General features: G+C 60.5%; 20 protein-coding genes. 17 read left to right on the plus strand and 3 right to left on the minus strand.

The features are described from left to right. Nucleotides 1-43: 43 nt before the first annotated feature. Entirely contained in the window at nucleotides 44-1471 is a 1428-nt protein-coding gene (locus ACWXWJ_RS07750; RefSeq protein ID WP_293791394.1) for a carboxylesterase family protein, read from the minus strand. Between ACWXWJ_RS07750 and ACWXWJ_RS07755 the strand changes: the two genes are divergently transcribed. After that, nucleotides 1470-3632: a M3 family metallopeptidase gene (locus tag ACWXWJ_RS07755; protein WP_293791393.1), complete on the plus strand. Its 2163-nt coding sequence runs from the start codon at nucleotides 1470-1472 to the stop codon at nucleotides 3630-3632. The two genes, ACWXWJ_RS07750 and ACWXWJ_RS07755, sit on opposite strands and share 2 nt — an antisense overlap. Nucleotides 3633-3641: 9 nt before the next feature. Further along, the gene (locus ACWXWJ_RS07760; protein ID WP_293791392.1) at nucleotides 3642-3899 is read left to right on the plus strand and encodes a hypothetical protein; all 258 of its coding nucleotides are present in this window, start codon (nucleotides 3642-3644) and stop codon (nucleotides 3897-3899) included. An 89-nt stretch (nucleotides 3900-3988) separates the two neighbouring features. Here ACWXWJ_RS07760 and ACWXWJ_RS07765 read toward each other — a convergent pair whose 3' ends face one another. Further along, nucleotides 3989-6157 carry a 4-alpha-glucanotransferase gene (locus tag ACWXWJ_RS07765; RefSeq protein WP_293791391.1) on the minus strand — a complete coding sequence of 723 codons (2169 nt, stop codon included), beginning with the start codon at nucleotides 6155-6157 and terminating at the stop codon, nucleotides 3989-3991. Nucleotides 6158-6480: 323 nt separating this feature from the next. Between ACWXWJ_RS07765 and ACWXWJ_RS07770 the strand changes: the two genes are divergently transcribed. From ACWXWJ_RS07770 to ACWXWJ_RS07840, 15 genes are all read left to right on the plus strand, one after another. Then, on the plus strand, nucleotides 6481-8319 hold the full coding sequence (locus ACWXWJ_RS07770; RefSeq protein WP_473964053.1) for an AMP-dependent synthetase/ligase: 1839 nt from the start codon (nucleotides 6481-6483) through the stop codon (nucleotides 8317-8319). 122 nt (nucleotides 8320-8441) lie between these two features. Next, the gene (locus ACWXWJ_RS07775) at nucleotides 8442-9248 is read left to right on the plus strand and encodes a hypothetical protein (RefSeq protein WP_293791389.1); all 807 of its coding nucleotides are present in this window, start codon (nucleotides 8442-8444) and stop codon (nucleotides 9246-9248) included. Between the two features lie 50 nt (nucleotides 9249-9298). Continuing rightward, nucleotides 9299-10522: a radical SAM family heme chaperone HemW gene (gene hemW / locus ACWXWJ_RS07780; RefSeq protein WP_473964054.1), complete on the plus strand. Its 1224-nt coding sequence runs from the start codon at nucleotides 9299-9301 to the stop codon at nucleotides 10520-10522. A gap of 33 nt (nucleotides 10523-10555) precedes the next feature. Next, nucleotides 10556-11581, plus strand: coding sequence for a heat-inducible transcriptional repressor HrcA (hrcA, locus tag ACWXWJ_RS07785; RefSeq protein ID WP_293791387.1), 1026 nt, complete (start codon nucleotides 10556-10558; stop codon nucleotides 11579-11581). Between the two features lie 69 nt (nucleotides 11582-11650). Beyond that, complete coding sequence (gene dnaJ, locus ACWXWJ_RS07790; protein ID WP_473964055.1) at nucleotides 11651-12793, plus strand: molecular chaperone DnaJ; 1143 nt, start codon at nucleotides 11651-11653, stop codon at nucleotides 12791-12793. 3 nt (nucleotides 12794-12796) lie between these two features. After that, nucleotides 12797-13609, plus strand: a complete 813-nt coding sequence (locus ACWXWJ_RS07795) for a 16S rRNA (uracil(1498)-N(3))-methyltransferase (protein WP_473964056.1) — start codon at nucleotides 12797-12799, stop codon at nucleotides 13607-13609. 11 nt (nucleotides 13610-13620) lie between these two features. Next, nucleotides 13621-14616: a PhoH family protein gene (locus ACWXWJ_RS07800; protein ID WP_473964057.1), complete on the plus strand. Its 996-nt coding sequence runs from the start codon at nucleotides 13621-13623 to the stop codon at nucleotides 14614-14616. A 35-nt stretch (nucleotides 14617-14651) separates the two neighbouring features. Next, complete coding sequence (ybeY, locus tag ACWXWJ_RS07805; RefSeq protein ID WP_293791383.1) at nucleotides 14652-15200, plus strand: rRNA maturation RNase YbeY; 549 nt, start codon at nucleotides 14652-14654, stop codon at nucleotides 15198-15200. A 22-nt stretch (nucleotides 15201-15222) separates the two neighbouring features. After that, nucleotides 15223-16614, plus strand: coding sequence for a hemolysin family protein (locus ACWXWJ_RS07810; RefSeq protein WP_293791382.1), 1392 nt, complete (start codon nucleotides 15223-15225; stop codon nucleotides 16612-16614). 64 nt (nucleotides 16615-16678) lie between these two features. After that, nucleotides 16679-17635: a GTPase Era gene (gene era / locus ACWXWJ_RS07815; protein ID WP_293791465.1), complete on the plus strand. Its 957-nt coding sequence runs from the start codon at nucleotides 16679-16681 to the stop codon at nucleotides 17633-17635. Nucleotides 17636-17807: 172 nt separating this feature from the next. Next, entirely contained in the window at nucleotides 17808-18467 is a 660-nt protein-coding gene (locus ACWXWJ_RS07820) for a DUF4282 domain-containing protein (protein WP_293791381.1), read from the plus strand. 3 nt (nucleotides 18468-18470) lie between these two features. Beyond that, on the plus strand, nucleotides 18471-18860 hold the full coding sequence (locus ACWXWJ_RS07825) for a DUF4282 domain-containing protein (RefSeq protein WP_293791380.1): 390 nt from the start codon (nucleotides 18471-18473) through the stop codon (nucleotides 18858-18860). Between the two features lie 17 nt (nucleotides 18861-18877). Beyond that, entirely contained in the window at nucleotides 18878-19627 is a 750-nt protein-coding gene (gene recO, locus ACWXWJ_RS07830) for a DNA repair protein RecO (protein ID WP_448307275.1), read from the plus strand. An 82-nt stretch (nucleotides 19628-19709) separates the two neighbouring features. Further along, nucleotides 19710-20468 carry an isoprenyl transferase gene (locus ACWXWJ_RS07835; protein ID WP_473964058.1) on the plus strand — a complete coding sequence of 253 codons (759 nt, stop codon included), beginning with the start codon at nucleotides 19710-19712 and terminating at the stop codon, nucleotides 20466-20468. A 5-nt stretch (nucleotides 20469-20473) separates the two neighbouring features. Continuing rightward, nucleotides 20474-21634 carry a VIT1/CCC1 transporter family protein gene (locus tag ACWXWJ_RS07840; protein WP_473964059.1) on the plus strand — a complete coding sequence of 387 codons (1161 nt, stop codon included), beginning with the start codon at nucleotides 20474-20476 and terminating at the stop codon, nucleotides 21632-21634. Here the strand turns inward: ACWXWJ_RS07840 and ACWXWJ_RS07845 are convergent. Beyond that, nucleotides 21631-22068: a Fur family transcriptional regulator gene (locus ACWXWJ_RS07845; protein WP_293791376.1), complete on the minus strand. Its 438-nt coding sequence runs from the start codon at nucleotides 22066-22068 to the stop codon at nucleotides 21631-21633. The two genes, ACWXWJ_RS07840 and ACWXWJ_RS07845, sit on opposite strands and share 4 nt — an antisense overlap. Nucleotides 22069-22485: the final 417 nt, after the last annotated feature.

Below are 22485 nucleotides of genomic sequence, written 5' to 3' on the forward strand. Positions count from 1 at the left end.
GCACTCTAGACCGAGCTGTCTAGTGTGGTACTTGTTTTGCTAGCTAATTGTTCGGGTAGAGCTCCGGATAATCCTCACGGATATCCCGGTAAGCATCTTCGGCTACCTCACAGGTCACCTCGCCGCGAGCAGACGCATCCGTATCGAAGCGCCGCACGTTTCGCTTCTTCCCATAGGTCTCCCACTCCGGATCCTCTCCGCGGGCGAAGCGCGCGACGATCCCGTGAAACTCCGTTGCCAGCGGTTGCAAGCGCTCGGGCGCGGATTCGCCGCAGAAATGCTTCACGGCTTTCGGGGAGACGTTGAGGGCGTCAAAAACCAAAGGCAGATCCGCGCAATGCCATGCCGATTGGCTCCCGTGAAACTCATAGGCCCAGGTCGTGTCGCGCTTCGCCTCCATGATCGCTACGGCCCAGCGCTTAATCATCGAATCCCCGATGGCCATGCCCATCGGATGCGGTGACGCCCATCGCGCCCGTGCCTGCAACGCTCGCTCAAAATAAAGAGCCACGAGCTTGGCAGCTTGCCGCACCAGCGGGTTCTTGGAACGCAACCTCCTGTCGACCGTACGGGCGGTGGGCATTTGCACAAACTCCTCGCGCAAGGTGCCGATCAAAAGGGGGATATCGCGCATCGCCTCGGGACGGAAGGGGTATGGTCCCACAGCGCAGTCCGTGCCGTAGATCCGGGCATATCTACGGTATGCACGCTGCAATTGGGCAGAGGAAAGCCCGCCGAGGTGCTTCCTGGTCAGCGGGCCCCCGAGAACCGCTCGCGCCACATGTTCGCGGCGTGGCCAACCTACCCGTGGAAAGCCTGGGCTTAGGATTACGGCGCGATGCACCAGGTTGGTCGTGCGGGAGTTGCATAAGGTCCACGCTGCCAGTGCCCCGCCGGCGGACTGTCCCATCAAGGTGACTTGCTTTGGATCGCCCCCGAATGCAGAGATGTTGCTACGCACCCACTGCAAGGCTGCGACGATGTCCTCTGCCCCGCGGTAGTACTCCGGTTCGGTATTCGGATTCGCATCGCCATTCACGTCGGCCGGGTGATCCTCGTCCAGTAGTGGCAAAAAGCCCTCCAGCCGGTAGCGGTAGTTCACGCTGACGAAAACACAACCACCCTCGGCGAAGCGAATTCCCTGGTACCACGGGTCATCGGCGTGCCCCTGCTCGTAGCGACCACCGTGAATAAACACGATGACGGGCGCGTTTGCGGTGGAACCAGGGGCGCTGGCCGGACAGGAGATAGATAAGGATTGGCGGGTTGAGGTGGTGGAGGAATGGGCGTCTAAAAAAGAAAAAGAAGGGGCAGTACCCGGTGGGGCGAAACGATCGCTTGCTGCATAGGGGATGGCTTGGAAGCGCAAGACGGAACCGACCCCGGAATCAGTGGCATAGCCGCGCACGGTGCCTTGATTGATGGCCACATCAACGTAATCCATGGCCTCCAGGTTAGAGTGGGAGACCATGGATTACCTCCAAAACGCTTCCGAACTGCCATATGAATTGCCGGACTTTGCAGCCATCAACCTCGCCGAGCTGGTGCCTGCCTTCCGAACCGCGCTGGACGACCATGCGGCGGAAATCGCAGCTATAGCGGATAACCCCGAGGAACCCACGTGGGAAAACACCGCGGAGGCATGGGAGGCATCTGGCCAGATGCTGCAGCGCGTGCTGGCCATCGCATTCAACTATGCAGGCACGAATGCCACCGACGAGGTACGCGAAATCGAGGCGACGATCAGCCCCGAGTTGGCGCGACACTTCAGCGAAATCTGGCTGAACCGGAAGCTATGGGAGCGCTTGTGCGCTTTGCCGACGCAGCCAGAAGGTAGCGAAGAAGAGGCTCTGCTGCGCGAGTTGAAAAAGCGCTTTATCCGCGGCGGCGCAGAACTGGACGATGAACAGCGCGCTACTCTGCGCGACATTGATACAAAGCTGGCCGAGCTGACCACTTCCTTTGGCGCGCAGCTTCAGACCGCCACTGAGTCAGGGGCGGTGCTGCTGACAGATGAGGCCGAAGTTGCGGGACTCAGCGCGGCGGATAAGGAGTACTTTGCCAAGGCTGCTGCCGAACGCGGGGAAGAGGGCTGGCTAATTCGCCTGGGGCTGCCGAGTGTCCAGCCAGTGCTGGAATCTCTCGATAACCCAGCGGCTCGCGCAAAGGTGCACGAAGCATCACTGAATCGCGCAGCCGGTAGCGGTAACGAAGAGACGCTACTGCAGATTGTTCGCCTGCGCGCCCAGCGTGCCGAACTATTGGGGTTCGCCAACCACGCAGAGTTCGTCGCTGGAGCAGAAACCGCCGGAAGCCTGGCCGCGGTCGAGGAGTTGCTCAACCAAGTGACGCCCGCTGCTGTGGCGAATGCTCAGGGTGAGTTCAAGCGAGCTGCAGACAAGATGGCTGTAGACACCATGGCCATCAGCGAAGCGGAAGACATAGAACACAGCGCGAACACAACGGGTCTCGGCGGAGCCGACTGGCCGTATTGGGATGCCAAGCTGCGCGCCGAGGAACTCGCCGTGGACGAAGCGGAGCTGAAGAAGTACTTCCCGCTGGAGCAGGTGCTGGTGGATGGTGCCTTCTTCGCAGCCAAGCGTCTCTACGGCATCGACGTGCGCGAACGCCCCGACCTGGCCGGTTACGCGCCGGGTGTGCGGGTGTGGGAGGTTACAGAGGGCACAGACGCGCCTGTTGGCATCGGCTTGCTACTCACTGATATGTACGCCCGTCCCACGAAACGCGGCGGCGCGTGGATGAACTCTTTTGTTGAGCAGTCCAACCTGCTTGGCCAGGCTCCGGTGGTGGTCAATGTTATGAACATTGCCGAGCCCGCCGAAGGCGAGCAAGCACTGCTGACCCTGGACGAGGTGCAAACCGTGTTCCACGAGTTCGGCCACGCCCTGCACGGTCTGCTTTCCGACGTGCGTTACCCCACCCTCTCTGGCACGAACGTGCCCCGCGACTTTGTGGAATTTCCCAGCCAGATCAACGAGAACTGGGCTCTGGAGCCTGCCGTGTTGCGCAACTACGCCCGCCACGTGGACACCGGGGAGGTCATCAGCGACGAGTTCGTCGCTGCCATCCGCGCACAGGCCAAGTGGGGGCAGGGCATGGCCACGACCGAGTTCTTGGCTGCCTGCTGGCTGGATCTGGCTTGGCACAAGCTCTCCGCAGCGGAGGCGGAAAAGCTTGCCGCCACCGATGATGCATCTGCACAGGTCGAATCCTTCGAGGCTGAAGCGTTGGAAAACGCCGGGGTGGATGTCAACGGAGCCCTTGCCCCGCGCTATCGTTCCACCTACTTCAACCACATTTTCGCTGGTGGCTACTCGGCAGACTATTGGAGCTACCTCTGGGCTGAGGTGCTGGACGCGGATGGTTTCCAAGCGTTCATCGACACCGGTGCCGCGGTCGGGGAGTCCAACGCTGGGGATAACGGCGCTGGTGATGCCGACGCCACCACCGCCCTTGATGCAGACGATGTCCGCTTCGCGGGCGAACGCTTCCGTCGCATCATTCTTTCGCGCGGTGCCAGCCTCGACTTCGAGGATGCATTCTGGATGTTCCGTGGCCAGCAGCGAAGTGTGCAGCCGCTTCTGCAGCGCCGCGGACTGAGCCAGGGGTAGGCGTCACAAATGATGGAATGGCTGATCAACGCGCCGGTATGGATCCAAACACCGCTGGTTTTCCTGGCGCTATTCGTTGTTTGCGCGGTGCTGGCCTTAATATGGCAGATGATTGCGCTGCGGATTTTCCCCTCCAACGCGGAGGAAGATCGCGTGCACGGTGCACTTTCCCTCAGCGAATTGTGGGCAAGCCGCAGTAGCGCGCCACTGCCGACCGAGGCAGGTAGCACGACAGACGAAGAACACACTCGCGGGCAGGAGGATTAACCAGCTATGAAACACCACTCCAAGGTGCGCCAGGCTCTGGCATTGCTGCTGGTTCTACTGCTCGTAGCCTGGCTAGCAACCAGCTTCTTTTAGTCTTCACCGCGCGTAGCGGCCAGCACCTCGCGCGCCAGCGGCATGTCCGCCAGATCCTCCACCAGCACCGGACTGCCCTGCCCATCACACAGCGGCACACGCCAATTCGGGTAAAGATCCTGCGTAGTGCCCGGCTGGTTTTGTGCACGCACATCGCCGACCAAGTCCACCAAGGCCGCGCAACGCAACAGCGAAGGCGTCTGTGCAATATAGCGGTGCATGGCGCGCAGAATATAGGACACATCCGGGCGGCGTTCCCGACCGTGCCGGGGATCGTCCAACTCCTGGCGCAGCTCGTTCAGGAAGTATTCCTCGCACTCCATGCCATGGAAGGCACCGTGGCGGGCGATGGTACCCAGTACGTCGACCTGCCATGCCGCATCCTCCGCAAACTCGTCGTCCGAGCTGCGGGTTAGCACGCCTAATTCCTCGCGCAGGTCGATGTGTCCGCCGCGCAGATAGCTGGCGGTAGGCGGCAGGTCGTGTGTAGTCACGGAGGTCAGGCAGGTACGGCGGTAAGCGTCTGGTGACTTCGCCCCGTTGGCGTCGCCTTCAAACCACACGATCGAAGTGCCCATCACGCCACGGCTGGCCAGGTAGTCCTGCACCCATGGCTCAAAAGTGCCCAGATCCTCACCCACGACTACAGCGCCGGCGCGGTGAGCTTCCAAAACCAGCGCTCCGACCAGCGCCTCGTGGTCGTAGGTGACGTAGGTACCCAGGGTGGGCGATTCCATCCGTGGGATCCACCACAGGCGGAAAAGCCCCAGAACGTGGTCGATGCGGATACCGCCGGCGGTGCGCAGGATGGTGCGCAACATATCGCGCCAGGGGCGGTAGCCTTCCTCCGCCAGCTTCCACGGGTGCCACGGTGGCTGGGACCAGTCCTGGCCTTGTTGGTTGTAGCCATCCGGCGGCGCACCCACGCTAGCACCCGGCGCCAGCACGTCCGCCAGGATCTGAGCGTCCGCGCCACCGGGGTGCACGCCCACGGCCAGATCGGCCATCAGGCCAATGCTCATATTTTCGGTGAGGGCATTTTGCGCGTGCAGTTCCTGCTCCTGGCAAAGCATCTGCATCCAGGCGAAGAACTCGCTGGTTAGGGCTGGATCATTTGCAGCGCGCTCGCACCAGTTCGCAAAGCCGACTATGCCTTCACCTTCTCGTTCGATGAAGCTGCGTAGTTGTTCAGCACGGTCGTCGCCGATGCCTGCGGTGTACAGCAGGTGCAGGGCCTTGATTTTGGACGCCACTACGGGGTCTCGCTCCAACAGATCAGCGGAGTGGTTGCGCTTCTTCAGCGGGGCGGCAAGCTCCGCAATTGTTGCGTGCAGCTCGGGGTGTGCAGCGTACTCCGGCGTGTTTTCTACCCGGATGTAGATCGGGTTGGTGTAGCGGCGAGTGGTAGGCAGGTAAGGGGAATCCTCCACCGGGGGAGCAGCCTCCGCCGCGTGCATGGGATTCACCAGCACAAAGTCCGCTCCGCCGAGTTTCTGCAGGGATTCCCCCAAAGCTTCCAGAGTGCCGTAGTCGCCGACGCCCCACGCATCCTTGTCACGCAGAGAATATAGCTGTGCCATAACGCCGGTTCGCGGTGCTTCAGGTAGCTCCAGGGATTGAGGCGAAACCAGCAGGGTGGAGCGTGCCTGAGTGGATTCAGCCTGGGCGGTGATTTCGTGCCACCCTGCGGGGAGGGCAGGCATCTGGAAGGTGGCGGTGCCGAAAGTTGTCGCGTTGGCCTCACTGCCCACTGTGATGGGATCTACCCACTCGTTGAGCTGTTCGAGGGCAATGGTCTCGCCCTCTTCGGTGTGGATTTGAACCTGTAGGGATTCGCCGTCGATGCAGTGGACATGTAGGGTGCGGGGCCGGTCTGCAATGGCGGTGACGGTGGGGGCGATCATACGGCTATAGCGGGATCGCAGTAGATCCTCAGTGGCGGCTTGAACTGCACTTTCGGTGAGATCCGAGGCATTCTCGGGCAGATTCAGACCTAGTTCGCGCAGAGCGAAGAGAACCGTGCTGCTCGCCACCTCCACTCGCTGGCCGTTTTGGCCGATGTACCAGGTGGCTACGCCGCATTCGGCGGCCAATTCGTTGAGAATTGCATTGACGTCGGAGGCGTTTGTTCCGCCGGGTTCCACAGAGCTAGTCACATCTGCCATTGTGCAGGGTAAGAGGCGCTTCTTCCACTCTTTTTCGTAAGAGCACCTCGAGGCACCTGGAGGCACCAACTGGAGGCACTAAAGGGGAAACAAGCGCGTTCGCTTATATGCGCCCCTAACTGCGCCTGTAGGTAAACCCGTCGTTGTGCCTGTAGTGTGACGGGGTATTTTTATAAAGGCTCAGCGTGATACACACCACTCATATATGGTTGTAGAAGTATTAATCACGTAGAGCGCGTGGGTTCTCCACCTCGAGATTATGCCCGCGTTTCGCGTAAAAACCCAGGTCAGGCAACTGTCAGGATATGAGCAAAGGGAGCAGCATGACGGAGTACACCTCTGAGGCCCTATATACGATCGACGAGCACGAGACCTGCCTCTCGGCAGTGCGTGATCTTGGAACACAGTCCCCAGATGGGGTGCTCTTCAAGCGTCCGCTGAACTTCGAATGGGTAGACGTTACCGTCGCCGACTTCCTGGATGATGTTTACTCCGTAGCCAAGGGTCTGGTTGCCAACGGCGTAGAGGTTGGCGATCGCGTGGTCATCATGTCCGACACCCGCTATGAGTGGACCGTTTTGGACTACGCCATCTGGGCCGCCGGTGCGATCACCGTGCCGATCTACCCCTCGTCTTCCACCTCCCAGTGTGAGTGGATCGTAGGGAACTCCGGCGCCAAGTTCGCCATTGCAGAAAAGTCCGGCCACTTCACTCGCCTGTCCACTTTCGTCAAGGATGGCGACCGTTCAGAAGGCGATACCTCCGCGCACCTTAACCGCGTGCTGGAGATCAACAGCGGTGCCATCGACATCCTCGTGAACGACGGTAAGGAAGCCGGCATCCAACAGGACGTGTTGGAGGAGCGCATTGCCAACACTCGCGATTCGGATGTCGCCTCTATCGTTTACACCTCCGGCACCACGGGTCGCCCAAAAGGCTGCAAGCTGACCCACCACAATTGGCTGGCAGAAGCCCGCGCTATCCTGACCCACCCGGTGGGTCGTGCCGCCGCATTCGGTTACCGCAAGCTGACCTTCCTGCCGCTGGCTCACGTGTTCTCTCGCGCTATGGCACACGCTGCCACCGTCGGCGGGGCAACCCAGACGCACTGGAGCGACATGAGCACCCTCGTTGCGGAGTTCCAGCGCACCAAGCCGAACCTGATCTGCTCTGTGCCGCGCATCTTTGAAAAGGTGCACGCGGGAGTGAAGTCCAAGGCCACTGAAGGTGGTGGCGTCAAGGCCAAGATCTTCAACTTCGCAGAACGCGCCGCAGTCGACTACTCGCATGCTCTCGACACCGACGAGGGGCCGACGCTAAAGCAGAAGATCAACCGCGCAATTGGCGACAAGCTGGTCTACTCCAAGGTTCGCGAGGCCATGGGCGGCGAGCTGGACTACGCCATTTCCGGCGGTTCTGCGCTCAACCCGGAACTCATGCACTTCTTCCGTGGCGTAGGCCTGAACGTTTACGAGGGCTACGGCCTGACCGAGTGCACTGCCGCTGCCTGCACCAACTTCGCCCCGGACAACATCATCGGCACCGTCGGCCGCCCGCTCGGTGGCATCACAGTGAAGATTGCCGAGGATGGCGAGGTTTTGCTGAAGGGTGACATGGTCTTCGCCGGTTACTGGGAAAACGAGGAGGCCACCGCCGAGTCCTTCGACGAGGATGGCTTCTACCGCACCGGTGACCTCGGCAAGCTGCTGCCCACCGGCCACCTAAAGATCACGGGTCGCAAGAAGGAGATCATCGTCACCGCCGGCGGCAAGAATGTCTCGCCCGGCCCGATGGAGGATATCCTGCGCTCCGCTCCGCTGGTCTCCCAGGCCATGGTTGTCGGCGACGACCAGAAGTTCGTTGGCGCCTTGATTTCCTTGGACGAGGAAGCCGTCAAGAAGTGGAAGGAAAACAACGGCATTGCCGAAAACGTTTCAATCCGCGAGCTGGCAAAGAACCCGGTCCTGCGCTCCGAAATCCAGGACGCGATCAACGAGGCTAACTCCACCGTCTCCCACGCAGAAGGCATTAAGAAGTTCCGCATCGTCCACCGTGACTTCACCGAGGACAAGGACGAAGTGACCCCGTCGCTGAAGCTAAAGCGTTTCGTAGTTGCCAAGAACTTCGCCGACGATATCGCATGGATCTACAACTCAAAATAAGTTAAGAAATCCGCCCTAAGACACCGGCCACGCCTCCGCGCGCGGTCGGTGTTCGTGTTTTAAAGTTGTCTGCGGTATTAACCGAAACATGGGCTTTGACGGGCTCGGGGAGAGGAGAACGCGTGCACTACGATGCTGCCCTGCGCGTTCGCGAGCTCACCCAAAGTATCTATGACATCGGTGACGAGATCGCCGACCACATCAACCATGTCTCCCAGGCCATAGCCGATTGGGATGCCGACCTGGTCGAGGATTGTCTCCTTGAATTGGAAGAGATCGTCGCGGAAGGGCGCGCCGAAGTCCGCCCTGGTCTCTCCGAACTCAACGGTCTGCGTCAGGCTTTCGTCTCTGGCGTGCGGGCGGGCAGCATGTCGGGCATCACGCGCTCCCGCACCCCGCGTACCCTCGCCAGCACTACTAGTGGAGACTATCCGCACCCCGGGCGCACGCTGAGCTTCATGCACAAAAAGCCCGGTACGTCTGCTGCGTCGGCTCGTCGTTCTTTTGATGACGCCACCACCTCCGCCGCCTCCCACTCCAGTGCCGCGCAACGTTCCTTTGGGACAGAGGATGCCGAGGTATCTGCCGACCAGGCTCCAGCGACGATGGCCTCTACCGCTTCCTGGCGCATGTGGCTGCGCGAACGAGCCGAGCACATCCGCGCGGATCTGCGTGAGGTGGAAGAGTGGGTGATCAACCAGACCCAGTGTGCTTTGGAATCGCAGTCCGTTTTGCTTCCTCAGGTGTATGTAAAGGCGGAACAGCGCACGATCGAACTGGCAGCCAAGTGGCGTGAAGTGATTGCTCGCCAACCGGAGTTGGCTGCGGGGATGCGCGGGGAAGCTCCGCCGGAGTTTTTGGAAGAACGCGCGCGAATCGAGGAGATCGTTGGCCGTCTACAGCGCCGCAAGCGCGGCACTGCTGTGTAGTTTTACCTGACCACGTGGTCGCTGGTGCGAGCCAAGTAGACTCGCACAACATGCACGGCCTTTATATTCACGTTCCTTTTTGCTCCACCCGCTGTGGCTACTGCGACTTCAACACCTACACGCCACAGGAACTCGGCGCGGCTGAGGGCAATACCATCCCCGGCTATTTGAATGCGTTGGAACGCGAGCTAGAGATCGCCGCTGAGGTGTGGGATTATCCCGGCGAGGTACAGACCGTATTCTTCGGTGGTGGCACGCCATCCATGCTGGGGCACGAGGGTCTGACCCGCGCACTGGACGCGGCTCGTCGCACGATCGGATTGGCGGCGGATGCTGAGGTCACTACAGAAGCCAACCCGGAATCCACCAGTCCGGAGTTCTTCGCGCAGCTGCGGGAGGCTGGCTTCAACCGCATTTCCTTAGGCATGCAGTCCGCCGTAGGACATGTACTGAAAGTGCTAGAACGCCAACACACCCCAGGGCGGCCCATTGTGGCCACACGGGAGGCTAAACAGGCGGGCTTTGAGCACATCAACCTGGACGTTATCTATGGCACTCCCACGGAGACGGATGAGGACTTAAGCCGTACCCTCGACGCGGTGCTGGAGGCTGATGTTGACCACGTTTCTGCCTATTCCCTCATCGTCGAAGACGGCACGGCCATGGCCCGGAAAGTGCGCCGTGGTGAGTTGCCCGCCCCGGACGAGGACACCCTTGCGGATCGTTATGACGCCATCGATTCCCGTCTGCGGCAGGCCGGCTTTTCCTGGTACGAGGTTTCGAACTGGGCGAAGCCAGGCGGGGAGTGCCAGCACAACCTGATCTATTGGCGTTCCGGACAGTGGTGGGGTGCAGGCCCCGGCGCCCACGGATGTGTGCAGCTGCGCGGGGAGAAGCACAGCGAATCTGGCTTGGTGAGGCTAGTGAATGCGAAACGTCCGGCGACCTATTGGGAAGGGTTGCTGGCTGAGAACGAAGGGGCGTCAACAACAAAGGACGGCCTGCCCGTGCCCGGGTCGGTAGTGACCACCGAGCGCCTAAGCAACGCAGATCTGCGTACCGAACAGGTGATGCTGCGGCTCCGCCTGGCCGAGGGACTGGCGCTGACCGAACTGGCGGGGAGCCAGGGAAACGCCGAGCTGGAACAGGTAATCGAGCGCTATACGGGTCTGGGCCTGCTAGATAAACGCGGTGAGCGCCTAATATTGACGGATAAAGGGCGCTACCTAGCCGATGGAATCGTCACGGATATCGTGCTGGCGCTGGGGCTATAAACGCCACACAAGCTCACAGAAGGGGTGAAGAACATGTCCAGCGGAACGGAACACAGAAGAAACCAGGTGCTGCGGGCGATTGTTAGCGACTTCATCGCCTCGCACGAGCCGGTGGGTTCGAAGATGCTGGTGGATAGGCACCAGTTGGGGGTTTCCTCCGCCACGATCCGCAACGATATGGCGGTGCTGGAGGCTGAGGGGTATATCACGCAACAGCATGCCTCCTCCGGGCGCATCCCCACTGTGAAGGGGTACCGTCGTTTCGTCGACGGCATCCATGAGGTCAAGCCGCTGAGTACGCCCGAGAGGCGTGCCATTCTGGATTTCTTGGAACACGGTGTGGACCTGGAGGATGTGCTGCGCCGCAGTGTGCAGCTACTTTCGCAGCTCACCCGCCAGGTGGCGGTGGTGCAGATGCCGGATCTACGGCGCGGGCGGGTAAAGCACTGCGAGTTGGTGAAATTGGGTAGCCACCGCATTCTGCTGGTGCTGATTACCGACACGGGCCGCGTGGATCAGCGCAATGTCGACCTGGGTCAACCGATAAGTGATGACGACCTTCCACGCTTACGCGATCTGGTGAACTCCGCGATGGTGGGGCGCACCCTCGACGATGCATGCACAAACATTGCCGCCCTAGCCAGCGAAGCCAAGGGCAACAGTATGCCGGAAGAGCTGCGGGACGTGGCGCTCGTGGTGACGACCGTGCTGGTGGAGACGCTGCTGGAGCGTCCGAACGACCGCCTGATTTTGGCGGGTACCCCGAACCTTATGCGCACGTCCGAACTGAGCCCCGTAGTGGAGGCTCTGGAGGAGCAGGTCGTGGTGCTTAAACTGCTGAACAGCGTGCGCGACCTCCAGGTTCAGGTGAGTATCGGTGAGGAAAACGAAGATGAAGAACTGCGTGGCGCTTCGGTCGTTTCCGCCGGGTATGGCAACGCCAACGCGGTGCTCGGTGGCATGGGCGTGGTGGGGCCGACACACCTGGACTACTCGGGCACGATTTCCTCGGTGACAGCAGTGGCGCACTATGTCTCGCGGATTTTGAGCGAGGAGTAGGAATAGTAGACTGGTGCAGTTGGTTTAGAACAAAAGACTTAGTAAACACGCGAAAAGGACCCGCTCAACGTGGCTCGAGATTATTACGGAATCCTCGGTGTGGATCGCGACGCTACGGACGCCGAAATTAAAAAGGCGTACCGTCGCCTGGCGCGCAAGTACCACCCGGACGTTAACCCTTCGGAGGAGGCCGCGGAGAAGTTCCGTGAGATCTCCCTTGCCCAGGAGGTATTGACGGACCCGCAGAAGCGTCAGATCGTGGATGCGGGCGGTGACCCGGAGGAGCAAGGCTTTGGCCAGCCAGGTGCCGGCGGATTCGGCGGTTTCGGGGGCGGTGGCCTGGGGGACATCTTCGACGCATTCTTCGGCGGGGGTGGCCAGCGCGGGCCACGCGAGTCCCGCGTACGCCGCGGCAACGATGCTTTGGTGCGTATCGAGGCCACGTTGGAGGAAATCTACTCTGGCATTGATCGCGACATCACTGTGGAGACCGCTGTGCTGTGCGATGTCTGCGATGGCACTGGTTCGGCCTCCAAGTCCGCGCCGGTGACTTGCCCCACCTGCCAGGGCGCAGGCGAGGTGATGGAACTGCAGAACTCTATGCTGGGGCGCGTGCAGGTTCGTCGCGCGTGCCACCGCTGCGCCGGTACGGGCGAAATCATCCAGGATCCGTGCGAAAACTGTGCGGGGGACGGCCGCGTGCGCGACCGCCAGACCCTCAAGGTTTCCATTCCCGCTGGTATTTCCGACGGCATGCGCCTGCGCATGAGCGGCAAGGGCGAAGTAGGCCCGGGCGGCGGCCCTGCTGGCGATCTCTACGTGGAGGTGCACACTTCTGAGCACCCGTACTTCATCCGCGAGTCCGATGACCTGCACGTCAACCTGCAGGTGCCAGCTGTGGAAGCTGCGCTGGGTACGTCGGTGGAGGTCAAGCTGCTGGATGACTCCATTACCACCGTCGATATCGCAGCCGGCACCCAACCGGATGCCACCATCCGCCTATCGGACAAGGGCATGCCCCACCTGCGCCGCGAGGGCCACGGGTCGCTGATCGCCCACGTGGAGGTCATGATCCCTACCGACCTGAACCACAAGCAGCGCGACCTGCTGGAGAAGCTGCGCGAAGCGAGCAACCAGCACGCCGGTGTGACCACCAAGGACGCATCAGACAGCGGATTCTTCTCCCGCCTGCGCTCGAAGTTTGGTCGCTAACCCATGACGGACCCGGTGTTTATCCACCCCATCCCGGAGCCCGTCGCCACGGGCGATCGCTTCCGCCTGACTGGTGCGGAGGCAAAGCACGCCTCCGTTAAACGCCTGGAGGTGGGCGAGGGGTTGGTCGTCACCGATGGCACCACCCGTGCAGTGCAGGGTTCTTTTCTTGGTGACGCCACCGTGGAGGTCACCGGCATTCTCGACTTTCCTTCCCCACATCCGCGGGTGACGGTGGTGCAGGCAATTCCCAAATCCGACCGGGCGGAGCTGGCTGTGGACTTGATGGTGCAGGCGGGCGCGGATCGAATTGTGCCGTGGGCAGCCCGGCGGGCGATTGCCAAGTGGGACGGCAAGGAAGCCAAGGCACACGCAAAGTGGGAAAATGCTGCGCGCGCAGCGGCGAAGCAGTCCCGTCGCTTGCAGATTCCAGAGGTCACCGGCCTGGTGCGCAGCCCGCAGGAGCTGGCACAACTGCTGGGACTGGCTGAGTCTTCCTTGGGCTCTGCCGTGGATTCTGCAGCCACGACGCGGGTGTTGGTGCTGCATGAAGAGGCCACCGAACCGCTGCCAGCTGTGGTGCAGGCAGCGATGGCTGAAACCGGCGCCGCTGGAACTGGCGTCACAGAAACCGGCGCAGTAACAGAGCTGGCTCTGGTTGTCGGGCCGGAAGGTGGTATTAGCCCGGAGGAGCTTACAGAGTTTGCAGACTTGGGTGCGGTGCCGGTTCGCCTGGGACCCGAGGTTCTGCGCACCGCAACAGCCGCAGCAGTAGCCCTGGGCGCCATCGGCGCTGTTACTGAGCGTTGGCGGTAGGATCTATACACATGACTCCTACAAACTCCGTGAGGTCGCCACGCCCCCGCGTAGCCAGCTCCACCGTGGAGCTAGACCCGGATTCTGTCGTAGGCGTCGCCGGCCCGGCAGACGAGAACCTGCGGGTGCTGGAGCACGCCTTTGAAGCAGACATCCTCACCCGCGGCAATCGCGTGACCATCCGGGGCGAGGCCTCCGAGGTCTCCCAAGCCCGTCGAGTGCTGCAGGAGATGATCAACCTGGTGGAACGCGGCCACGTTGTGGATCCTGCGGCCACCAAGCGCGCGATCACGCTGGTGGAAAAACAGGCTCCGGCGCTGGTTTCCAGCGGCGACATGGCTCCCATCGTCTCCTACCGTGGCAAGGCGGTGCGTCCGAAGACTCTCGGACAGCGGGAGTATGTGGAAGCCATTGATGAGGACTCCATCGTTTTCGGCATCGGCCCAGCCGGTACCGGTAAGACGTATCTGGCGATGGCCAAGGCGGTGCAGGCCCTGCAGGCTAAGGACGTTAATCGCATTATCCTGACCCGCCCGGCCGTGGAGGCAGGGGAGAAGCTAGGTTTTCTGCCCGGTACGCTGAGCGACAAAATCGACCCATACTTGCGACCACTGCACGATGCCCTGCGGGAGATGGTGGATCCCGAGACGATCCCGCGGTTGATGGAAACAGGCGTGATTGAGGTGGCACCACTGGCCTACATGCGTGGTCGCACCCTCAATGATTCCTTCGTGGTCTTGGACGAAGCTCAGAACACCACCCCGGCGCAGATGAAGATGTTCCTCACCCGCTTGGGCTTTGGCTCCAAGATGGTTATCACCGGCGACCTCAGCCAGGTGGATCTTCCGAATCGCCAGGAGTCTGGTTTGAAGGTTGCCCGCCAGGTGCTCACCGGCGTGGATGGCGTATCGATCATTAACCTGGATTCCGACGACGTGGTGCGCCACCGGTTGGTTTCCAAGATCGTGGAGGCTTACGGCACCTACGAGATGGAAAATGAAATCTAGCAGCGGGACACACAACCACCGAGAGGCAAGTATCCATGAGCATCGAAGTTTTTAATGAATCCGGTCGGGGCGAGGTCAACGAGGAAGAGCTGATCGACGTTGCTCGCTACGCACTGTGGACTCTCGACGTCCACCCAGCTGCCGAGCTATCCATCCACATAGTTGATCTTGAAACCATCGAGGACCTGCACGTTCGTTGGATGGACCTGCCCGGTCCTACTGATGTGATGAGCTTTCCTATGGACGAATTGACGCCAGGTTGGGGTCGCAAAGATGCCGCGGAACCCTCCCCGGCGATGCTGGGGGACATCATGCTGTGCCCCGACTTCGCTGAGGGACAAGCCACCCGCGCGGGTCACTCCTTGGCTCACGAGCTGGACCTCCTTACCGTCCACGGCGTGCTGCACCTGCTGGGCTTCGATCACGTCACTCCCGACGAGGAACAGAAAATGTTCGCGCTCCAGAACGAGATCCTGGCGAATTGGTACGACTCCCAGGAAGAACGTGGGGTGCATTTCGCTCCGAAACCGACGGGTGCTGGGGCGTTCCCCAGCGCAGCGGACCGCGACGATACACAGAAATAGGAAGTTCTAGAAACTTTTAGTGATGATCGACATCCCCTTATCCATCCCCTTCGCAATCCTCGCGCTTTTCCTCGGCGGTGTGCTGTCGCTGGTGGAAACCGCTGTTTCTTCTATTTCCCCCGCACGGGTGGAAAACCTGGTGAAGGAGGATCGCGCGGGGGCGCCCAGGCTGGAGCGAGTGTTGGAGGGGCGTGCCGGGCATATCAACCTGCTCGTACTGTTGCGCACCATCTGTGAGGTATCTGGTGCGGTGCTGGCAGCCTCGGCGTGTGTGACGCTCATGGGATCGCGCAACTGGGCTTTCTCCACGGCCATTCTGATTGTCACGCTGCTGACATTCATCCTGATCGGGGTGCTTTCCCGCACCCTTGGCCGTCAAAACCCGTATACCATCAGCCTGGCCACCGCTCCGATCTTGTTGGGCGTATCCAAGCTGCTAGGGCCCATCGCCAAGCTGCTGGTGCGGACCGGTAATGTGCTGACGCCCGGTCGGGGCTTCCGCGATGGCCCCTTCGTCTCGGAAATCGAGCTGCGCGAGATGGTGGACATTGCGTCGGAACGCGGCGTGGTGGAGCTCGACGAACGGCGCATGATCCAATCCGTCTTTGATCTCGCCGACACCTCGGCGCGTTCCGTGATGGTGCCGCGACCGGAGATGGTCTGGATCGAAGCGGATAAAACGGCTGGCCAGGCCACTAGTTTGTGTGTGCGCACCGGGCTTTCCCGTCTGCCGGTGGTGGGCGAGGACGTGGATGACATTGTGGGCGTCATTTACCTCAAAGACCTCATCGCAGAGACCTATCACATGTCCGATGGCGGTAATTCCAAGCTAGTGAAGGACTGCATGCGAGCGGCAGTATTCGTGCCCGATTCCAAGAAGTTGGATGATCTGCTGGAGGACATGCAGCGCGATCAGGTGCATATCGCCATGCTGATCGACGAGTACGGTGCGGTAGCCGGGTTGATCTCTATTGAGGACATTTTGGAAGAGATCGTCGGCGAAATCACCGACGAGTACGACCTGACGGAGCAAGCTCCCATCGAACCGTTGGAGGACGGCAGCTACCGGGTACAGGCGCGCCTTTCCTTAGAGGAGCTGGAGGAACTCTTCGAGGATGTGGAGTTCAGCGAGGAACAGCACGGGGAAGTGGAAACGGTCTATGGACTCGGCGCATTTGAGCTGGGCAGGGTGCCGATTCCTGGGGCGGAAATTTCCACCGCGGGTTTGCATTTCCGTTATGAGGGTGGGCGCAATCGCCGAGGACGTGTGAAGATCCGCTCTGCAGTGGTTTACCGCGAACAGCCGGATGGAGCGGAGGGCCGCGTTGGTGAAGCTGGGGAGGGAATGGCCGTGGCGGCGTCGTACCTTAACGCGTCCCATGACGACAGCGTTAGCGATAAAGACCAGGGATAAGGGATACTTGATGACCATGAACGATCCTTATATCCCCGAAGACCCCTTCGACCCGGCTGCGGGCATGCCGGAAGGCGCTAGCGTGGCGCCGGAGGAGATGCAGGTACCGGAGGAATACCGCGCGCCGGAGGGCTTCCGCTCCGGGTTTGTGAGCTTTGTAGGCCGCCCGAATACTGGCAAGTCCACACTGACAAATGCGCTGGTGGGAGAGAAGATCGCCATCACTGCGAACCAGCCGGAGACCACCCGCCACCCCATCCGTGGCATTGTGCACCGCGACGACGCACAGATCATCCTGGTGGACACCCCCGGTTTGCACCGCCCGCGCACGCTGCTTGGTGAGCGGTTGAATGAGGTGGTTAAGGAGACGTACTCGGATGTCGATGTAATTGCGATGTGCGTACCCGCGGACGAGAAGATCGGCCCCGGGGATCGCTGGATTGTGGACGCCGTACGCAATGTCGCGCCGAAAACCCCGCTGATCGGTGTGGTCACCAAGCTGGACAAGGTCTCCAAGGATCAGGTCGGTGCCCAACTGTTGGCATTGCACGAGCTTTTGGATGGGGCGGACGTAGTGCCGGTTTCCTCCACCAAGCAGGTGCAGCTAGACGTGCTTCTCGATGTGCTGCGGGACAAGCTTCCCGAGGGGCCGAAGTTCTACCCGGACGATCACGTGACCGACGATGACCGGGATACTCGCATGGCGGAGCTGATCCGCGAGGCGGCATTGGAAGGGCTGCATGACGAATTGCCGCACTCCGTGGCGGTGCAGATTGAGGAGGTCGTGCCTAATCCCCAGCGTGAAGGTGTGCTGGATGTGCACGCTGTAATTTACGTGGAGCGCGAGGGGCAGAAGTCGATCCTGCGTGGCAAGGACGGGCGGCGCCTGTCTCGCATCGTCCACCGTTCACGGCTGGAAATCGTGAAGATGCTGGACCAGAACATCTACTTGGACGTGCATATCAAGGTTGCGAAGAACTGGCAGTCTGACCCGAAGCAACTGGGACGGATGGGCTTCTAGCGTCCCGCTCGTTCCTCAACTTGTTCCTCAGCGGCAGAAGCAAATTTGCGATAGCGTGAAAGCCACCGAGCGCTGAAATCTATTTTTTGGGCTCGACTTAAAACTATTTCGAATGACTTGCGCTGCGAGCTATTACCCAAGACAGCTCGCACGCTAAGAGGAAAGGCTACTCGTGACGACTCCGTCTAACCCCTACGGCTCTGAAGGCTCCGGCAAGCACTCCGCGGACGGTGCCGCAAACAACGGCGCTGGCTACAATGCGGCTGGACAAGACCAGACTCAGGATCTTGGCCAGGGTGGCCAGAGCTACGGCCAGGACTACGGCCAGCCATTTGGGCAGGATTCCACCCAGGCATATCCACAGGGTTCCTACGAGCAGAGCGCACCGGGCGCCTATGACCAGTACGGTCAGCAAAATCCGCAGGGTGGATTCGGCCAGGACTCGAATGCTAATAACTGGGCCGCTTACCCGAACCAGACCATCGCGAACTCGACAGGTGCCGACAAGGACGGATTCTTCTCCGCACTATTTGATTTCAGCTTTACTCGCTATGTCACCCCATCCGTCGTGAAGGTGCTGTACACCCTGCTGATGATCGTCGTCGGCCTGTTCGTGGTGCTGGCCATCATTGGTCTCCTGGCCGCTATGGCCCAGGATTCCTCGTCGATCCTCCTCGTGATCATTGCACTGCCGCTGGTTATCCTTGGTGCCATTGCCTGGCTGGCGTTCTACCGCGTCGGACTGGAGGTCGCCGTTTCCATCATCCGTACTGCACAGTCGGTGCAGTCCATCGACGAGCGGCAGGCGCGTAACTCCACCATCGGGAGCTAGCAGATGAAGAACGAATCCTTCTTTTCCGCACTCTTCGACCTGGGGTTTACTAAATACGCATCCAAGTCGTTCATGCGAGTTCTGTACATCATCGCAATCGTCATTGTCGTATTGTGGGTGGTGTTGGCACTGCTGACCACGTGGACAGACATTGTCCCCTCCTCGACTGCGGGGCAGGAAATGAACTTTGAGGATACTGGCACGAATGGCGACACGGATTCCGAGAATTCCGGCGGGCTTCTCGTAGTTCAGAATCTCGTCAGAACCGCAATCATTTTCGTCCAAGCGGTTATCAACCTTGCGGTTATCCGCATGACGCTGGAGATTGTCGTCGCACTGGTCAACACGGCTGCCGCTTGGGGTCGCATCAAGCAGCGGGGTCTGCCGGCCTAACGCTATACTTGCTCTTCATGAGTAGAAGGTCTCGTCCCAGCTTTCGGGACGAGGCCTTTGTGCTTCGCACATACAAATTGGGTGAGGCCGACCTGATCCTCGTTCTGCTGACAAAGGAACACGGCCTGGTACGCGCTGTAGCGAAGGGAATCCGTAAAACTCGCTCCCGTTTCGGTGCCCGGCTGGATCGCTTTTCCCGCGTTGATGTGCAAATTTACCCCGGGCGCACGCTGGCAAACATCACCGACGCCGAGACCGTCGCCACCTATGCTTCGCCGATCGTCGCAGATGTTGATCGCTTTTACGCGGGCGCGGCGATGCTGGAGATGGCTCAGGTCTTCTCCGCTGAACCCTCTTCGTCAGACTCGATCTTTGTGCTTTTGGACGCCGCACTCCAGCAGCTCACCACCTCCGATCTACCTCCAATTTGCGTAGCCGACGAGTTCGTTTTGCACGGGCTTGAGATCGCCGGTTGGGAACCCAGCTTGGTCGACTGTGCGCAGTGCGGGAAGCGTGGACCCCACCGGGCATTCCATCCTGCGGCAGGAGGCGCGGTGTGCGTGACCTGCAGACCTCCAGGCGCGTTCACGCCTCCCTCGGCGGCGGTACACCTGCTGTGGCTACTGAAAAAGGGGCGTCACGACCAAGCAGCCCAAGAAATCCGCAACCAGCAGGCGCAGGACATCGCCGCACAATCGCATCGTTTGCTGCTGGCTCATGTCCGCCAACAACTCGAGGTCAGCTGCCCGGCATTTGCAGCGCTATAGAAACGCTCGCCTCAGATGGGCGGCTAGGGTGGGGCTCGCATTGGATTTGCGGGGCTAGGGCAGGGGAAAGCTGTGTGGCAAAATGGTACAGGTGAGTAGCACCGAGTATCCGCATGTCGATCGCTCCGAGATTCCACAGGAGCTCCGCCCGAAGCACATCGCATTGGTGATGGACGGCAATGGGCGCTGGGCACAGGAGCGCGGCATGCCCCGCACCGAGGGGCATCGTCGAGGCGAAGGCGTTTTAATGTCTCTGGTGGAGGAATGCATTGAGCTGGGGGTGGACTATTTGTCTGCCTATGCTTTCTCCACGGAGAACTGGCGCCGGTCGGCCGATGAGGTTCGTTTCTTGATGGGGTTCAACCGGGATGTGCTGCGGAGGCAGCGTGACTACCTCAACAGCCTGGGCGTGCGGATTCGCTGGGTGGGGCGACGCCCGCGCCTGTGGCGCACGGTGATTTCGGAGTTGGAACAGGCTGAGGAGCTGACGAAGAATAACACGACCATGACCCTGGGAATGTGCGTGAACTACGGCGGCCGTGCGGAGATTGCGGATGCCGCCCGGCTGATCGCTGAAGACGTGAAGTCGGGGAAACTAAAGCCCCGCCAGGTTAACGAGAAGACATTCGCGCGGTATCTGGACGAACCCGACATGCCGGATGTGGATCTGTTTCTGCGCCCGTCGGGGGAGATGCGTACCTCGAACTTCCTACCCTGGCAGTCCACCTACGCAGAGATGGTGTACCAGGATGTGCTATTCCCCGATTACACGCCCAACCATTTGCGTGCGGCGGTGTTGGAGTTCGCCAAGCGCGACCGACGCTTCGGGGGAGTGAAGTGAACGCCATGAACGAGGTGAACGGTAATGGTGATGCGAGCGGTAATGGTGATGCGAACGGTACAGGTGAAGAAATGGCGGGACAGCCGCAACCGACGAAGCGGCAGATCGCGCGCTGGCAGCAATACCTAGCCAACGAGCGCGCCGAGGGTGCTGTGTACCGCGAATTGGCGCGCAAACGGACCGGCGAGGAACGCGAGATTCTGCTCGGCCTGGCAGAAGCAGAGGCCCGCCACGAGGCATATTGGAAGAATCGCCTGGGCGAGTACGTGGGGCTGCCGCGTAAAGCCAGCTTGGATACACGCATGAAGGCGTGGATGGCCAGGCGCTTCGGCTCTGTATTCGTGTTGGCGCTGATGCAGTCGTCCGAACAGCGTAATGAGTACGTGTCCGATAAAGATGCTTCCGACCAGTTGGCTGCAGATGAAGCGATTCACGCGGAGGTCGTCCGGGGTCTGGCGGCGCGCGGTCGCGCCCGCATGTCAGGTGATTTCCGCGCGGCGATTTTTGGTGCCAATGACGGCCTGGTCTCGAACTTGGCCCTGGTGCTGGGCATGGTCGGTACAGGTGGATCGTCTCACCTGGTGTTGGTCACGGGTATCGCGGGTCTGTTGGCCGGTGCCTTGTCGATGGCAGCGGGTGAGTACGTCTCGGTGACTTCCCAAAAGGAGCTGCTAGGCGCCAATGCTCCGGATCCCAATGCCAGCCGTTCACTGCCGAACTTGGACGTGAACCAGAACGAACTGGCGCTGGTATACCGGGCGCGCGGCATGAGTGAGGAAGAAGCCGCCACCCGTGCGCGCCGGGTTTTTGATTCAATTTTGGAGACGAATAAGCCAGTCGGCGAGCAGCCTTTCGACGCCGAGAAGGTTAGCGTCGTGTACGGCGATCATGAGGAAGGCGGGTCGGGCTTTTCCGCCGCGATATCCAGCTTCCTGTGTTTCGCAGTCGGCGCCTTGATCCCAGTGCTGCCGTATCTCTTCGGCATGTCTGGCTCGGCTGCGGCGATCGTAGCTTGCGTGGTGGTGGGGCTTGCCCTGATGTTCACCGGGTCTTTGGTGGGCTTGCTATCTGGCGTGGAGCCGGGGCGTCGCGCGCTCCGTCAGCTGCTGATCGGTTTCGGCGCTGCCGGGGCGACGTACCTGCTCGGCTCGCTTTTTAACGTCTAGTTCTTTTGGGCGGCTTTCTTCTGGCAGTCGCCGCACAGGCCGAAGATCTCAGCGGTGTGGCCGGACTTTTCGTAGCCGAACTTCCTGGCGGTTTCCGCAGCCCACTCTTCGACGGGGCCGCCGTCGATTTCCACGGTGCGGCGGCACGAGGTGCACACCAGGTGATGGTGGTGATCGTCAGTGGCGCAGGCACGGTACAGGGTCTCACCGGAATCATCGTGCAATGTGTCGATGGCACCCGCATCTGCCATTTGCTGCAGCGTGCGGTAGACGGTGGTCAGACCAACTTTGTGTTCCTGGTCGACCAATTTTTGGTGGATATCCTGGGCGCTGCTGAAGGTTGTGAGCCCTTCGAGGATCTCCGCGACTGCGCGTCGCTGGCGGGTGTTGCGCTGGCCGATTTTGGGAAGCTTATTGGTCACTGGCGTGCTCACGATGAGCTGGCTCCTTAGGCGTGAGTGAGTTTTAGGTACGGGAACTGCTCTGCGATATCTATCTAGACTAGGTACTTTGAGTGCAGTTTTCAATAAGTTTTCGATAAGTGGTTTTCGTGTGAGCGTATATTTGGTGGGAAAGGGGGAAACGCGCCCTAAAATAATGTCTAAGCAATGTCTTTCAGACGCTTGACTTTCGGTAAACCCAAGGGCTAGATTTGAGGCAGTTCCCTTGGGAGCGCGTAATCCCCCCCTCGCAGCTCCCTGCTAATGGGAACCAGGCCCCATTCTCTTTATGAGGACAGCGTGGCCGGAACCCGCGGTCATTACCCCCCCCTAAACCGCGGGTTCTTTTTTATTTTCTGAAACACCTCCCGAATACAGCTTGAGGCGTGCTAGGGTTAAGTAAAGAAAAGT

Source organism: Corynebacterium sp. p3-SID1761 (assembly GCF_055862885.1).

Bases quoted from the DNA above. Each gene is read 5' to 3' on its own strand.
- ACWXWJ_RS07755 (WP_293791393.1), top strand. From the start codon at position 1,470: ATGGATTACCTCCAAAACGCTTCCGAACTGCCATATGAATTGCCGGAC.
- ACWXWJ_RS07750 (WP_293791394.1), bottom strand. From the start codon at position 1,471: ATGGTCTCCCACTCTAACCTGGAGGCCATGGATTACGTTGATGTGGCC.
- ACWXWJ_RS07760 (WP_293791392.1), top strand. From the start codon at position 3,642: ATGATGGAATGGCTGATCAACGCGCCGGTATGGATCCAAACACCGCTG.
- ACWXWJ_RS07765 (WP_293791391.1), bottom strand. From the start codon at position 6,157: ATGGCAGATGTGACTAGCTCTGTGGAACCCGGCGGAACAAACGCCTCC.
- ACWXWJ_RS07770 (WP_473964053.1), top strand. From the start codon at position 6,481: ATGACGGAGTACACCTCTGAGGCCCTATATACGATCGACGAGCACGAG.
- hemW (WP_473964054.1), top strand. From the start codon at position 9,299: ATGCACGGCCTTTATATTCACGTTCCTTTTTGCTCCACCCGCTGTGGC.
- hrcA (WP_293791387.1), top strand. From the start codon at position 10,556: ATGTCCAGCGGAACGGAACACAGAAGAAACCAGGTGCTGCGGGCGATT.
- ACWXWJ_RS07795 (WP_473964056.1), top strand. From the start codon at position 12,797: ATGACGGACCCGGTGTTTATCCACCCCATCCCGGAGCCCGTCGCCACG.
- ACWXWJ_RS07800 (WP_473964057.1), top strand. From the start codon at position 13,621: ATGACTCCTACAAACTCCGTGAGGTCGCCACGCCCCCGCGTAGCCAGC.
- ybeY (WP_293791383.1), top strand. From the start codon at position 14,652: ATGAGCATCGAAGTTTTTAATGAATCCGGTCGGGGCGAGGTCAACGAG.
- ACWXWJ_RS07810 (WP_293791382.1), top strand. From the start codon at position 15,223: ATGATCGACATCCCCTTATCCATCCCCTTCGCAATCCTCGCGCTTTTC.
- era (WP_293791465.1), top strand. From the start codon at position 16,679: ATGCCGGAAGGCGCTAGCGTGGCGCCGGAGGAGATGCAGGTACCGGAG.
- ACWXWJ_RS07825 (WP_293791380.1), top strand. From the start codon at position 18,471: ATGAAGAACGAATCCTTCTTTTCCGCACTCTTCGACCTGGGGTTTACT.
- recO (WP_448307275.1), top strand. From the start codon at position 18,878: ATGAGTAGAAGGTCTCGTCCCAGCTTTCGGGACGAGGCCTTTGTGCTT.
- ACWXWJ_RS07835 (WP_473964058.1), top strand. From the start codon at position 19,710: ATGGTACAGGTGAGTAGCACCGAGTATCCGCATGTCGATCGCTCCGAG.
- ACWXWJ_RS07840 (WP_473964059.1), top strand. From the start codon at position 20,474: ATGAACGAGGTGAACGGTAATGGTGATGCGAGCGGTAATGGTGATGCG.